This is a genomic window from Mucilaginibacter sp. 21P, assembly GCF_019331605.1.
In the GTDB taxonomy this organism is placed as follows: domain Bacteria; phylum Bacteroidota; class Bacteroidia; order Sphingobacteriales; family Sphingobacteriaceae; genus Mucilaginibacter; species Mucilaginibacter achroorhodeus.
This window is the reverse complement of record NZ_CP063061.1, coordinates 2,405,683-2,421,786: the sequence shown is the minus strand read 5'-3', so window position 1 is coordinate 2,421,786 and position 16,104 is coordinate 2,405,683. Positions and strand designations below refer to the sequence as shown.

General features: G+C 43.1%; 5 protein-coding genes. All 5 read right to left on the bottom strand.

Features of this window, described 5'->3' with window-relative positions:
• Window positions 1-270: 270 nt before the first annotated feature.
• On the bottom strand, window positions 271-492 hold the full coding sequence (locus INP83_RS10995) for a helix-turn-helix domain-containing protein (RefSeq protein WP_219123951.1): 222 nt from the start codon (window positions 490-492) through the stop codon (window positions 271-273).
• 652 nt (window positions 493-1,144) lie between these two features.
• Window positions 1,145-1,657 carry a hypothetical protein gene (locus INP83_RS10990; protein ID WP_219123949.1) on the bottom strand — a complete coding sequence of 171 codons (513 nt, stop codon included), beginning with the start codon at window positions 1,655-1,657 and terminating at the stop codon, window positions 1,145-1,147.
• Window positions 1,657-6,321: an FG-GAP-like repeat-containing protein gene (locus INP83_RS10985; RefSeq protein WP_255563310.1), complete on the bottom strand. Its 4,665-nt coding sequence runs from the start codon at window positions 6,319-6,321 to the stop codon at window positions 1,657-1,659. The genes INP83_RS10990 and INP83_RS10985 overlap by 1 nt, the downstream gene beginning before the upstream one ends.
• Window positions 6,322-6,677: 356 nt before the next feature.
• Window positions 6,678-7,271, bottom strand: coding sequence for an SMI1/KNR4 family protein (locus tag INP83_RS10980; RefSeq protein WP_219123946.1), 594 nt, complete (start codon window positions 7,269-7,271; stop codon window positions 6,678-6,680).
• A 5-nt stretch (window positions 7,272-7,276) separates the two neighbouring features.
• Entirely contained in the window at window positions 7,277-16,093 is an 8,817-nt protein-coding gene (locus INP83_RS10975) for an RHS repeat-associated core domain-containing protein (RefSeq protein WP_219123944.1), read from the bottom strand.
• Between the last annotated feature and the right edge of the window lie 11 nt (window positions 16,094-16,104).

The window sequence follows — 16,104 nt, the reverse complement described above, 5'->3', positions numbered from 1 at the left end:
CAAATCTTTAATACCAACATTCTAATAATAATGTAAATTTGCTAATGATTTGTAAATTTTCAAACATGTGGTGAACCTGTTATTTATATCAGATTGAACAAGCGGACAATTGGGCCTTAACCACTATTCGCTTTTTATAAGCAAATATAGTCCGTCCAAAATCATCGATGCAGCACATAAAAACCCCACCAAATATAAAGCCGGGCTTTTCATGGACAGCAGTAAAATTTATGCGAAATCGCATGTTATTTGATTACCGAAATGCTACCCTCAGGCGCTTGATCTATCCAGAGCTGCAGGTGGCGTAAAGTTCATTAATTCATTTACAGAAGTTTCTAAAACAGAAGCAATGACAATCAGCGTTTGCACCTGTAATCTGCTGGAGTTACACTCTATTTTTGAATAGGCGTTTTGGGAAATTCCGAGAGCTTCTGCCATGAATCTTTGACTTATACCTTTTGTTTTTCTGAGACGTCGGATGTTGTCAGTCACAGCTTGAATTGATGATTTTAAGTAAGCAGGGGTATTTTTTTTTTCATTAATCGTTCTTTGGCAATATTAATGCCATTCAGTCGGGCTAATGGCAAAGCCCTTTGAAGACCACAACACCTAATTACGAAACTAAACCATAATTGTAATGTATATAGACACTTCACTAGTTAAATCTAAGCAAACTTGTAAATGATAGCATTTGAAGCATTGAAACACGATGTCGATGGTTATAAACAGTATTAACAAGCTATTGATAAGTAGTTATGAATCAGCATTATTTACTATCCTTTTTCTGTTATGTAAAAGGAACGTTAAACACTTCAGAGGGTTTCGTTAAAATACTCCCCCTATCATCTACTAAAAACTGATGGTGGAGTAATTCTTTATAAGCATTCGATTGGGCAAAATTCATTGAGGATATCTAGCAAAAAGAGGACGTTCGATCATCACCACCAAACGATAAGAGCAATGATAATATGCAATTTAAATTGTACCCATGATCGAATAAGGCCATCGTATGACCTCACAGAAGCTTTATACAATTGGCTGTGTTGCCAGGATAGGCTGCAATAGCATTATCGTGCGCTAAGTCAAAATCAGGACTGTTCGCGCCAATTCGGAGGATTATAGATCTTATGCGACGCTTTCGCATCTATTCTACTCCGCCCATTGTTTCTTTGAACACCAAAGCAGCCTGGTCATTAAGTTCGAACAAAAAAATCCCTTCGCTGTAAGGTACTTCGATCTTTTGTACAATTCCGGAATGAAGTAGCTCGTACTGCTCATCAGAAAGTTCCAAATCCAAGGTTATAAAGTTGCCGAAACCCATTCCACCAAATGCTGAGCGTTGTCGGTTATCAACTTTCAAAGCGATCGAATTACTATCCGCAAGCATGATTTTGACATCATCAGCCGAATCCACGTAAAAATCCCCGCTTCGTCCGGATTGAACCGTTAATTTCAACCGATGAATATCATTTATCCTAAGCGCCTGGACAATTAATTCCGAGGTTTGCTGTGCTAGTCCCTCCTGCTTGCTGATGATCTTTGTAAGCGGCGTACGCTTAAAGTAACTGGTATCTGCCTGGGCAAAAACATCAGACCAAGTTGAAGAGATAATCAAAACGAAAAGCAACTTCAATATATAAATTTTATGCATTTTCATTAATTAAAAGGCGTTAAGGTGTCAACAGTGTAATTAAACGTTCGCCCATCCAATGCAGATGGGTCAAGACCGTAATTATGAACCTTGATCGTATATGGTTTTGTGAAATTAATGTGTCCGGCATTGATGGAGGCCGATTGCGCATTGCCAGCGGTCGTAATCAAATTAAATCCCGTTAGCCAATTCTCTACCCCGTTTTTTACAACATATACATCGACATAAGCGTAGATATCCCCACTGTAAGCTCGGCTAAGATCCCCCCTGATAATGGCGTCCCCATTTGCGTTCACCGAAGCGTTGACCACATAATTATCAGTGACCGGCTGTAACGGGCCAGTATAAGTACCATAGGTCAGATCTATAAGTGTGAGCGCGTCCCACGTAAAGGTTTTGTTATCGGAACTTGCAGGAGCGATACTGAAACCGTCCAGTCTTGCTTTGAATGCACCATTTGAAGGTACCGGGCCATAATTAACCGGGGCACCGTCTATTTGTCCCCGCGCCACTATAGCATTCTTTTTCCCTAATAAGATGTCAGCGCCTGAAGGTGGACGGTAGTACACCTCGTAGTATCCATAAATATCAGTCGTGTAGCTGTCATGAAGGTGGGGCACTACCATAAGATTCCCGTCAGGACTCACGCTTGCGGTAACATACATGTTGTCCTTTAACGGCGGTGGCGTACCTGTTCCAACGACGAAGCTGTAATCCGTATATCCAGTGAATCCCCAATGATCTACTGCAGTCAGCCTGAAATTGTAAGTTCCGGCAGTATTGCAGGTGCCTGATAGAGTATTTGTAGCGATATCGTAGTCGATACCCGGCGGGAATGTGCCCGACTTGGTGATCGTGTACTTGCCATAACCACCGGCGCCCATCAATTTGGTGTTGTAAGCAACACCTGTTTGGGCATTGTAAATAACCGCGGGGGCAACTCTCACAGACGGAATTGGCTTTACTGTCAGATCAAAGTTTTTTACCACGGTAGTATTGTTGGCATCCTTAACTTGCACATTCAGCGTAAATGTTCCGTTGACAGTAGGTATACCGGTGATAACGCCGTCAGGATTGAAAAAAAGACCGGCTGGCACATTATTGCTCAGGCAAGTGAATGTATACGGCGGTTTCCCCCCCTGAGCGGTGATCACTGAGACCGTTTCAATACTCTGCACGAATTGTCGAATGGCTGTTCTCGCAAACGCAAGTGGCGTTGCCGGCAGTGCCGTACCTAAAAGCGTACTTTTATTTTTGATACCAGCTGCATATAGAGCATTTCCGGCGTCAGATGGGTGGATCCCATCGCCCAGGTTCTCTATGCTCGGCGGAAAAAGATTCTCAAAATCCACATACTCGCAATAGCTATGCGTCGGTGCTGTGGCGATCGCGTGTTGCACATCTATGAAATCTTTCGCCTGCGGACCTGTTGAAGCTAATCCATTGTCAGCATAGGTTTCCGCGTTAGCATCAGCATAAATAACCGGCCCAATGGCCTGAACATAGATCTTCACATCCGTCTTCAGCGCTTTCATTTTTTCAACCAAGCGGTTATATTGCTTATAAAAGCGATGAAGCGGCGTTACAAAACCGTAGTCGTTGACACCAATCTGGAACCAAAAATTTTTTACTCCGTAAGAAATCAACTTAGCAGCAAAAGCATCCGCCTTGGGATCTGTGTCGATATCTGTATACAAGATACGGCCGGAATATCCCTCAGAAAATATATCGCCGGTAAAACCATAAGCCGGATCATTTTTGATCTTCATCATCCATACGTTATTCTGAGCATTCTCTGATATATTAAACCCGGAGAGGATAGAGTCATGAATAAACAGGATACTGTTAGCAGCTTGTGTAGCAGCCGGAAAAACACTTGTGTTGCTTGCCGGAAAATAAACAGCCCGCAAATAGGTTCCCGAACGCTTGATACGCGGGTCGATCAGCACATTGTTAACCGTGTAAGTGCCTTGTCCGTTCATCATGATCTCAACGGTCTTCGTACCGGGCGGCAGGTTGTCAGTTAGATAACTGACGCGTTTAGCCAGATCCGTTCCCTCGATCTGATAATAGTTATAAAGTTTGCCGTTTACAAAGACCGCGATACCAGAGATCTTGGTTGGTACATTGCCCGTAAACGGTGTAAAGGCTATCGGACCGGATGCAGTTAGTGCCGCCACCGTCCCTTCTCTGATGCTGCATTCGGAATAGACCTGGTAAGTATCATTTGAAGGGCTGAGGTAGTTGGACATATCTACGATCCGTTGAACCAACAAAGCCAGTTTTACCGCCCCGGCGGGCGCTGTAAGCTGATAAAGCGGATTTTGGGTTGTTCCGGGCGACACATTGGTCAATGCCTGCGGACCACCTAGTGGCGTCCCTGCCGCATTGAACCAAACATAGGTAGGACTGGTCGTTTTGAGCCCAGCTATCGTGTAGGTCTTGCCAGCCACCACTTTAGTTCCATCAGCAATCGTATGATTACCGGTAACAATGTTGCCACTGGCATTGAAATCTGTATTTAAGATACCGCTGGAATAAGGGAAAAGATTGACAACCTGTTTGTCATAAGAGTCTCTCACATATTCGACCACAAATTTTGTAGCGTCGGTAGTGAAACGCATCCGCGAATAGGCGGAGTGCTGCAGATACTTCTTCCGGTCTATTGCGAACTGATCACTGTAGCCGGCATAGTTGGATTCAACATTCCCTATGAGTGAGCTTTGGTCAGCCCGGTAACGTCTGAACGTACCTGACATGCCCCCCTGCTGCAATGCGAGCGTCATGTTTTTCTTGAACTGGGCCGTTGCTTGCACAGAAGAGTTCCCCCCATTAACCATGACCGCGAAAACGTATTCGTTCTGGGGGTACATGTTCGGCAATGTCCAGGAATAGTCCTGGAAAGAAGAAGTTAAAGTAAAGGTCTTTCTTGCATAGATCTGCATATTCCAGGTGGTCAGCAACTGAATTTCTATTGTTCCGGTACCCTTTGCCGTAAATTGCAAAGTGCCGGGTATATAAACCAGCGGAGTAACAGATCCCATGGTTGAAAAATAAACGAACCGGCCTGCGTTTGCGGGAGCGTTACCAGCAGCGTTTATCGTCGTACCGTCGTGTGTTGCAATCGTATAGCCGATCGGAGCATCCAGCGCCCACTCTGGGTCGTAGATATCTGTATTAATGAAACTGCCAGCGCTGATCGATGCGGTAGATTCAGTTGCGGCTGGGCCTAACAATCCGGCTGAATTAACTGTGTGAAGTATAACGATGCTGTTATCACCGTAACAAGCGGTTACTATGTCAGGGAACTTATCTGCGTCAAGGTCAGCTACCGAAGCAGCTACAGGAATCTCGCCTGTAGGAAAGTCGACTTTTGCAGCAAACGAGGATGTTGTTATGCTTCCGCTAGTCGACGTATTTCTAAGGACGGAAACAGATTTCGCGTTGTAATTTGTAGTTATAAGATCGGTTTTTTGATCTCCGTCAATGTCCCCCAACGCAATTCCCATTGGTTCAGAACCAGTTGTAAATTCAACAGGTGCAGCAAACGAACTTGCTGTAAAAGCGAAACCCACACTTGTAATCGTATTCCTAGAAACGGCGACTACATTTTTTGTTGGAGTGTAATAAGTGGTAATGATTTCGGGAGTCATGCTGGCATCTCCATCAAGATCAATAACCGCAACAGCGGTTGGGGATCCAGCAACAGAGATGTCTATTTTTGGTGCAAAGCTACCTGCGCCTATAGTTCCGGCAACAGCTATATTGCGGAGTATTGAAAGTGTTTTAGATTCAAAATTTGATACAATGATCTCTGGCTTATTATCACCATTAAGGTCTGCAACATCAACCGCATTCGGCAGGTTCCCTACGTTTAAACTAACTTGACTAGCGAAGGATACGACTCCTACTGCGGTTGTATTCCGAATGATACTGATCGTATTGGCCTTAGCATTAGCAGTTACGATATCAGGCTTACCATCATTATCAATATCTGCTATATCGACAGCTGCAGGGGCGCTACCGGCTGTCAAATCGATTCTTGTGCCAAAAGAGATGGTGCCAGCGGATGAAGTATTGATAAAGATCGAGATCTGATTGCCATTCTGATAACCGATAACAACGTCCAATTTTCCGTCACCGTCAAGATCAGCAGTTCTTACAGCAGATGCACCTGGCCCTGTTGAGAATGCGAGTTTATCATCAAATGTTGATGACCCTATAGCGCCAATCGACCCTCGATTTCGGAGCACAGTGAGCGTATTACCAGTGGCATTTGCTGTTAACAAATCAGGCTTTCCGTCCCCATCCAAATCCGCTAAGGCCACAGCGTAAGGATTTTCCCCTGTATCAAACGAAACTGCAGGATCGAATGTATATGAACCAACACTTGATACCGGAGAAAAACTTTGCACAAATGCGCCTGGAGAATAACCAGTCAATTTTGTTGCGGTGTTAGTAACAGTTAGTGCTTGAGCTGTAGATCCATATGGGACAGAAACAGTTAATGACGTACTTGTGGCAGCACTCACCGTTGCCCGAGTGCTTCCAAAAAACACTGCGTTATTAGACGGAGTTGTGTTGAAATTGGTTCCATTCACAGTGACGGATGCACCAACTACTGTTCGATAACCAGAGATGCTGGTCACGGTCGGAGCTTGTGCAAACATTATTACGGGAACAAATAAGGAAAAAAGCAAGCAAATGATTTGTGCGATTTCAGGTTTTGGTAACTGCGACATTGTTATTCTAACGCCGTATTGATTCATATACATTTGAGCGTACTTAAGTTAAGTTTATGACGTACGTTTAAGTTGTAATCTAGTATTGATTATAAACAGAGATTATTTTTTGGCAATAACAAGTGGTATACAATCAATATTTTCCTAATTAATCCGAATTAATTGCCTCTAAAGATTTACACTCTCGCCTATTATTATTATTTACTTGTCTCCTTTTATTGGAATAATGATTTATAAATATTTGGAATTTGAAACATTAGCAAGCATTCAAATTATCTGTAACGTTATTTAGGCCCAAAACCTGATTTTTTCAGAAGCTCAATAAACTCTGGCGTTAAATCCATTTTGATGCTATCGATTTCCTTTTGATCATAATCAACTTGAGCTTCATCTAAACTCATGATAAAATCGTCGAAATTTCTTGATATAAGATATAAATCAGCTCCCGGAGGACTTTCGTGATGAAAATAGTATAAATGACCAATTTCTCCGTCGCGCAAACTCAAACAGATAACATCGCCTAGTTCACCATCACAAATAGGCATTAAGCCCGGCGACAACTGTTCCTCATAAGTACTCAGAACAGACAGGATCGAAAAATCTTTCAAACCAGAAACACAATAAAAGCTGCCAACATTAAGTCGTTGCCCTGGCAGCATTATGACACCTGAATCTAAGCATTTAACTGTTACACGGTTATTGAAATTTCCAGCCCCAAAATGGTAGTAAAAGTCTTTATAAGACTGAGGTATCTGGCAACGAAATAAATTTTCGAGTTCAGTTAAGGATAGCTTTATTTCATTAACACTTTCAATACATGATTCACTACGGCTTAATCCACCAATTTTTTTCAGTTTGTTTATCAACTCTTTTTTCATAGCTATTATTTGTTTCTTAAGTCAGATGCCCCACCAGCATGAGGAACTTTGTTATTCAAGTCACTCGGAACTATTTGGATTCGATTTCCAAAATCGTGATGAGGAGTCAATTTATTACTTTTAAGCCACAGCTCTGCTTGGGTCTTATTTTTGAAGCCAAGTTCCGTCATTTTTTGATATATTTTTCCGAAATCGGCCTTAGTGCCGTCTAGGCCAGGTACGTCGAACGTTGCAACCGCCCATTTATCAAATACCGGACGACCATTAACAAAAGGAATACCTTCTCCTTTCGTGATGGCATTCACCTCTGGAAGAACTGAGTTCCACTTACTGTATCCAGCTACTCCTGACCATGATCCATTATTTATTGGTAAACGGATTGAAAAAGGTTCAGTTTCAAGTGGTATACTTGGGCCACGAAACGCAGGGATTTTCATCTCTGATGCCCCCATTGCTACACCATCACCTATCGCACCAACATAACTCCATTTGTCACCACCTATTAAATAGGCCGTTGCGCCGAAAATACCTCCTCTAACGTTATCACTGATTGCATCTCGATATTCCTGCTTTATAGCACGAACTTTTTCTATAACAATTGATTTTTTATCTATATGTCCATGTCCATAGATGTCCGCCAATAGCCACGTTTCTTCTTGGATAACTTTCGCTGGCTTCACGATTATGACTGGTTTATAGGGCTGAACATATGTGGATGATTTTGCAACAGAGAACGTTCCATTTGATTGCCTTTTTGCTGGGACACCTTCAAGGCCGTCTAGATCAATATTTTGTATGGGACTATCGCTTGAAAATTGGTAAGGGGTTAATTCTGGATATTGTCTAGTAATCGGATCGACACTTAAGAATCTACCAATCCTAACATCATAAATTCTTTTTCCATAGTCTTGCTCGACCGCGTTTGGCTTACCAACGTCATTATCGTTCTCTTTGCCGTTAAAGCCATAACGGTAGGGATTATTTAACGCATATTGCCGACCGGGTTGCAGCATACCAAACGGATAATAATCTTGCGCATTAATGACGTCAGGTGTCATAACATCTGTAGAACCTGTGGGATCCTGAACCTGTCGATCAGAAATCGTAACAAGTAAATTTCCCAAATGATTGTTTAACTCGTAACGCTTTAACCCAAAAATCTGCCATTTTGTATTCGCTTGACCTGATGCGGCATCAATATTATCAATTCCCGGAAGCCAAATACCTAAACGTTCAGATCCAAATAAGTACTGTTCTTTCCAACTAATGGGATTATTCCCGGACTTCTCATAAATTGCTAATGCATTACCTTGCGCATCCCTTACATAATAAGACTTTAAGCCAGAGGTTATTTTAGCTACTCTTTGTTGCAGCGCGTTGTAATTGTAGATCATTCCGGAACTGATCACTTTACTTAGCTTTCCAAAAACGTTCCAATCGTATGTTAAAGTACCATCGGCAATTAAATTACCGATCTCATCGTACTTATAGTTATTGTCGGCCTGATTATCGATATCTACAGAAGAAAGACTCGAGGAAATAACATCCTTGATGCTATTTAATTTGTTGACTAGAAGATTACCCGCAATGTCCTTTTCATATTTATAGGTAAGACCGTCCATTTTAACTCCGCTCTCATTATAGCGATCATAGGTTTTAATATTCCCATTTGCATCGTAAGTTACAGACTCGTTAAATGCTGATAGGGATACTGGTGTCCAAACATTTGAAGATAAGTTAAGGCCTTGAAAAACATTCTGCCTCAACAATCGATCCAATTGATCGTAACCATAAATATTTAACAGCGGTCCTTGAATTGCTGTGGCATTCGGAAAGCTGATGTTTATGCTATTTGCGGCGATATTTCCATTATATAATGGCTTAAACCCTGGCGCTCCTGAAGCTTCAGCAAAAGGATTAGTTCCACCTACAGGTGCATAATCAGCAGCACCAAAATAATGCAACGCGAAACCATAAGCATCTTTAGTCTTCAGCGTAGTACCATCCGTCGCCCCTGTTGAACCGTCTTTCGACGGATCCTTATCTGCCCCTAGATTTGTGCTATTTATTCCTTTCAGCCAACCCTGTAAGGTATATGTGTAATCCAAACCTTGAACCGGACCAAACTTATCTCCAAGGACCGTTCGTGCCAGTGGGCCGTGCAAATAATAATAATATTTGGCATCCAGTTTTGCATTGCCATTGACCAGTCTGCTGCCACTGAATTGATCCCCAATCGCTCTTGTACCGCTCCAGGCCTCGGTAATACGGTTCTCGGCATCATAATCATATTTATAGTAGAATTGATCAGGATAACCATCTTGGTATCGAAGGAAATTCACTTTGCCACTAATCAGGTCAAATTCATAATCTAATCGTTTTGGCGCTGTTGTGGCTGTAAGCCCATCGATTTGCTGCCATAACGTTTTTACATTACCAGTAACGTCGTAAGAGTAGTAAGTAGCCTGTGTAATAGCCGCAGCCGCAGATTCACGGTAATAAGTTGCAGAAACGCGCTTACGAAGATTTTCTTGGGTCAATCCGCCAGTCAGACCGTTTCCTGTAATAGGCTTGGCATCATAAATCGTGCTGATTATTTGCGTATTATCTGTTATTCCAAAAATTGCGACCCTATCACTATCTTCAACAAAGTCCGGCTCTGTAAGAGCTGTGCCCGTGTACTTCTTTTGACCAACTTCGGTGATTCGCCCTAGCGAAGCTTCATATTGTGTATAGCTGAAGTTGTTGTTGGGCCTCTGTTTATCATTTTGGGAAAGTATCAGCCTGCTCAATAAATCATACCAGTATCTGTTTGTACCACCATCTGGTGAATATTGTTTGACAATCTGACCGGTGGAATTATAAAGGTAGCTGGTTGCCATCCGGTGTTCAGGATAAATTCCGGGATCCTTAAATTCGACAGTGCCCGTTCCGGTTGTGGTCTCTCCCCCTACAGACGGAAGATTATAGCGGAACCACTGGTGATCACTATATAATGCCGTGAAACAATTACTCAGCGCGTTGAGCTGCAACTCATTGACAGGCATTTTGCGACCACTATACAGGCGAAAGAATTTTAGTGAGCTGAGATCTCCGCCACTTACCGACCAGCTACCCTGGAAAGTTGCACGCGGTGCCATTATCCCGTTTATCAAAACTTGTGGCGATACCGATACAAAATCTGAACTGTAAATGGTGATATGATTCCAATCCTGAAGTTTGGTGATACCCGACAAATTTAACACCGCTCTATTATTTTTCTGGAAGGAGCCGTTGTACGGTGATGATAATATTTCCACGCTTAACAATGCGCCGTTTTGTATCAATTGGAACTGATATGTACCATTCGGAGTTGCCTGTATCACCCTGCTTGGGTTGTTACCGGCATTGTACAGCCATAATTCGATAGTTCCGCCCTGCTTGGCATTAAAATTAGTTTCCAGCGCGCCAAAGATTTGGGCAGGTGTACTATTCGTGGCAGGGCCATTATAGCCGGTTGTGCAAGCGGTGACAACGGGTTGATTACGCGCATCCTGAACCTTTTGAAGTAACGCGTTATCAGTAATCAATCGAACGCCTTCCGGTGGGATGGTACGCACAAGGTTATCCGCTTGATCGTAATAGAACAGGGTATAATGATACTGGGGCGTTTGCGTATTAATATTCATATAGGCTTGAGCCGCAGAACAAGTCGCTATATACTTAGCACGAAAAACGTCTTTAGCATCATTAATATAACGATCGTAATCAAGTGAACCGCTTGCAAGCGCATTGTCAACCAACGCTATAGCTCTTGCAAAAGGGTCTATCTCTACCTCTTTAAACCTTGGGGCATTTACAAGTAATGCCGTACCTGAAGGATTATCGTTAAAGTCTTTATACGACTTGAAGGTCTGAGAAAAACCAAACTTCATATTCATGAAATTGGTCAATATGGTCTCGTAATTTGATGAGCTGCTGGATATGCTGTTATTAAACTGCGCGTTAAGATCAGAAAGGGCTGCAGCATACTGCGATTTAGTGATGTAACCGGTCCCGGATGGATCGAGGAAAGGCGGCAAAAAGACTGCTTTCGGCATTAACTCATTGCAATTGGCACACGATGAAATAATACTAACCAACTGATCCTGGCTTATCGACATACCTGACCCGAACCTGTTCACTAAGTAAGCGTAAAAGCCAGCATCCGAATAGGTCTGACCTCCGGATAGTGTTGCGGTATAGGAGTTTTTAAACGAAGTTAATCTTGTACAGATCGCTGGATCAGTGCTGTTAATGGTCTTAGCGGTCGCCTGCTGAGGCATATCATACGGAACGGGGCTTCCAACCAACCATGGATTTAGATCATTGGTAAAAGTTGAAATGACCGCCACCTGTTTAATTACGCTGCCAAAGCTGCTGTGCCCAGTAACAGACAAAGATTTAGGTGATGTGTTGTAAGACGGGCTCGCGTTATAAGCCAAAACACTCGCACCTGCAACGTGATTGATATCACCACCTGCGGTGCAGACGTCAATGAGCTTTGTCCGCATTTCTGTAATCTTATCTGACGGTATAAACGGCTGGATTTTCGTCATGAGCAGATCAACGTTTGCTGCACAGTTAATTGCGATCGACTCATTTAATTTATTCTGGTTTTCGTTAGCCAAGGCTGTCATGTCGGCGTCGGTCAATTGAACTGCCGAACCGTTTTTGACTGAAACGGGGAACCGGGGCACCTTATTGGCCAGTAGCGGGTCACAAGCCGGGGTTGCGCCTCCCGTGGTGTTCGTCGTTGTAACTATTGTCTCTGGGATTGTTGTACCGTCAAACGTAAATAAAGCATACCCCGCAGGAAGCGTGATCAAATTTTGCGAGTAGTTATCATTCTCCTGTACAATAACCTTGTCAGTATAATCAGTACGGTAATGTCGCTCGATTGGAACGATCATTGAACCGGAGGACTGTTGGGCAGCTATTGTCAATGGACGGTCATATACAATACTCGGGTCTCCATAACGCCTTTTAAGGCTATTTTCGTCATCGTAGTTTTTTCGATATTTGAAATAAATAGTGAGCTGATCTGGTTGCTGAGCGGATGAAACCGCATTGCCGTTGATATCAACGACAGTAGCAGTAATTTTATCGTCTATACGATCGTAATCCGGGTAAACATGCCATCCGATCCCAAACGCCCAATCGTGCCAGATCATAATGGTTTCACGTGTTTTGGTGATCTCATGCCTGATCTTTACATATTTTTGACCTGGTACCGGAGATGATGGGGTTGAACATGTCACTGATTGAACAGCCATAGCATTGATATCAGTTCCCGAGGGTACGCATATATAGGCATAGCGCTGACCAGCCGTAAATGTTACCTCCCGTTGAACGGGCCATGGAAATAAGAAGTCATCTTTGGGATTTAATCTCACTCGATAATAGCTTATATCATCAGGATATCTCAATTTTAAAATTGTACTGGATCGAATATTTGATCCCTGATAAGTTATTCTGATGGTTCTGGCGTTTTCACACGGCGGTTGTGTGCTGTCCCAGCTAAAGCTGAAGCTTCCAGGAAGCGCGCAGGTGGATGTCATCCCAGCGACAGACGCATCGACAACGCTGCCTACCTGACAGGTACTAGCTGCCGGACAGGTTGTTGCAGCCATTGCTTTTTCATAGTATTGATTTTTAAGCTCAAGGTACAAGTCCCTGTACATTTGCCATTCTTTTTGCGGCGCAATACAACTTGGTGTACAAGTCCAGTCGATAACTTCTTTTCCATTGGCATTGACTGTTTTGCAGGATAATAATGCTCGGACATATTTCGACAAATTCACCGCATTTGGAACGTTACTACCTGTTATCTTTAAGACCCGCGATGTATACAGTAGCAGATCCTGATTCATGTCATTATAATATGGCTGTCCCTTTGATGAGGCGAAAAATGGGTCTAACGAAAGCAATAATGCTGGGGTATTTTCTGAATAAGCGATATTTGTCCCACTATTGATCAGCTTAATGCTGTCTGTCCGGGTCACAAAATTTGTCACTTTCTCGTCCCATTCTTTTGAAGCGCTATTCTCCTGACAAAATTGAAGCTTGCAATATTCCGGATGGTAGACCAAAAAACGGCTTGCCCAATTAGGGTTCCAATAAGAGATCATAAGATCCAACGTAAACTTACTGCTGTATACGCTCATTTGTGTACCATCCGGGCTGGTGATATATTCATCTTCTGTCAACGCCCTGGAAGGCAGCTTTGACGGTCCGAAAACATCAGCGATGTGATTACTTAATACGTTTAAGCTTACCTCCAACGGAGATGTATTTTTAAATTTAGCGTACTGTCCGCCAGGGCTGACATCACTTAGCATCATCATTTCAGCTGAGCTACATGGTGAGAAGGTACAACCTGCACGAAGCGCATTACATTGGGTCTTGAGACTTGTATATAGGTTATCTGACCATGCATCAAAATCTGTTTTGTCGGGTGATGCAGTCGTAACGTCTATTCCAAATGCGGAAAAACGGGCCTGAAGACGGCTGATGAACACCGTTTTCCCTTGCTGCTCAAAAAGTTGGCAAGTAGTGCAATCCTTATAACTACCTGCTAGGTTAATCCCCGCCAGGAATTTTTGCCTGATATAGGCATATTTTTTTTGCAAGTAGCCTGATCCGGTCGCGGAAGTGACAAAATTATCCGTGAAATTTTCTATAACGTCTTTGTCAAGCGCAAACTCTATACTGATCGTATACTCCCCTGGATGACTAAAGCTGATCCCTGAAAAGCTTTTGATTGGCGTTGCGTCGGTATAAAGACAGTCGGGAACCTTGGACCCTATTTCCGTTAGCGCCGCGCCATTCGTGGGTACAATGTTACCGCAGTCATCAATGATATTCAGTTTTAAGCGGTAGTAACAATTGCTACACAAGCCATTGTTAGGATGCAGTTCCTTCAGTTGCTGTATGTTTACTTCGAGCGTAACGTTATTATCCGGCAAAGCCGCGAGATAGGTGGTAGTAGCGGTAATTTTAAGATCTGTTCCGCTGAAACTGAACTGGGAAGGATTCAGAATTCGGGTACTGCTCTTTTTTATGTTGTCATCCTTTGAAGGCAGCGGATCAAGACTTGTGGGAGCTGAGCCCGTCAAAGCGGTTGCAATTGTCTTTCCACTGGCATTTTGGTAAGTCAAAGTGATCTGGCCGTTCGGGTCAATGACCATGTTCTTGGTGTAGTGTTCAGCGTAGCCTACGTCATTACCGAACATCTGATCCAATTCCCATTGTTCCGGTTTGCCGTAAAAATATTTTGTCGTATAGCTCAGTGCGCCGCTTCCGTTTAATCCGGGTTGAAAGGTTTGTCCTACTCCACCCTGAAGTTTTATCCTGCCAGTATTATCTTTAGTATACTGCGTAACCGAGAAAGGATATCCCACAGCATCCGGTATTGTCGCATTGTTTTTAAATTTTGTGCTTACAAATGGATTGTTGGACGAAAAATACTTTGCCGCGCCGGATGTGTTGCTCATTTTTTTAGGCAGCACCTCGCAGTCGCCAGCCGCACCGGCAACATCTTTTATACTATATGGTTTTGGGGTCGCATCATTGTTCAAGTTAAAGTTTTCGAAATAATGCAATGTCGGTTTATTGGGATCAACATCCATTACCGGTGCAGGCATAACACTTACGGCTTTGCGACCGTACTGATCATAAACATCTTCTTGTACAACCGGAGCTTTGCCGGTTTCCGTATTAACGATGCTGACTGTTTGACGGTTTCGCAATGATCCGTCGAAGTAGGTGATGGTTTCCTTGCTTTTACCGTTTTCAGCGAAAGCAGCTGCATATTGCCAGTTTTTCTGGTCGTCATTCCATACATTAGCGAAAATTGCATATGATTCGGCTTGCGCACCGTCCTTATTGCATTTGTATTTCCAGTTTCCGGTTATCCGATTACCTGCTACATCGTAATTAACGGTTCGCGTCCGAACAACAACGTAATCATTATCAAAGATCAGCGAAAATGTATGATCTTTATCGAGCGGCGTCGCAGCAACTCTTGTTGCATTATTGCGGAAAAGAAGATCCAACTGAGCATCGGTAATAGACTGGCTATTGGCAAGCAGATTAGCGATTGTCCCTGAGAACTCGCTTCCGTTATCAACGGTAGCTAACTCTATATCGTAGTCTTCTGCACCGATGGCCTGACACGCTATGGTCAGTTGCTTGGCAGCAGGAGCCAAAGTGCTGATCACAGTAAAAGCACCGACGTTTACGATACCATCCGGCTGAAGTATATACTTTCTATTAATAACCAGGTTTGCTTCCAGCTGAAGTCCTTGGATATTGGCTTTAGGAACGCTCGCTGCCACCTCTGGACACCGAACATCAGTGACAAGCACTTTAATTCTGTAGGCTCCCCCAGGAAGTTCATAAGTGTCGATACCTTTGAACGTCGTACCTTTGTCCTTGTTGTAGTTGACAGTCAAAGTAGTTGACACAGGTGTTCCGGCAGTTTCAGTATTGGTAAGGTCGTTGTAGGGCGTAATACTCACGTCAACCTGAAAGGTAAGAGTTGAACCACTTGCAGCACTTAACATAGCTGCCGGGATATCGCTCACCCGCAGCGTTAAAAACGCCTGTTTACTTACCACCTGAAACTTGGTGTAGTCAAAAGCAGCATTTCCAAACTTATCATTCCGTACCTCGAAATTTCCGTAATTATACAATGACCGATTTTTATCAGTGACCGCACGGTCATTGTCAATAGAAGCAAATGCTGAAACGCCCTGAAACAATGATATAACTAAAAATAAAAAGCGTAAAGTTTTTCGCATAACTTTGGGTC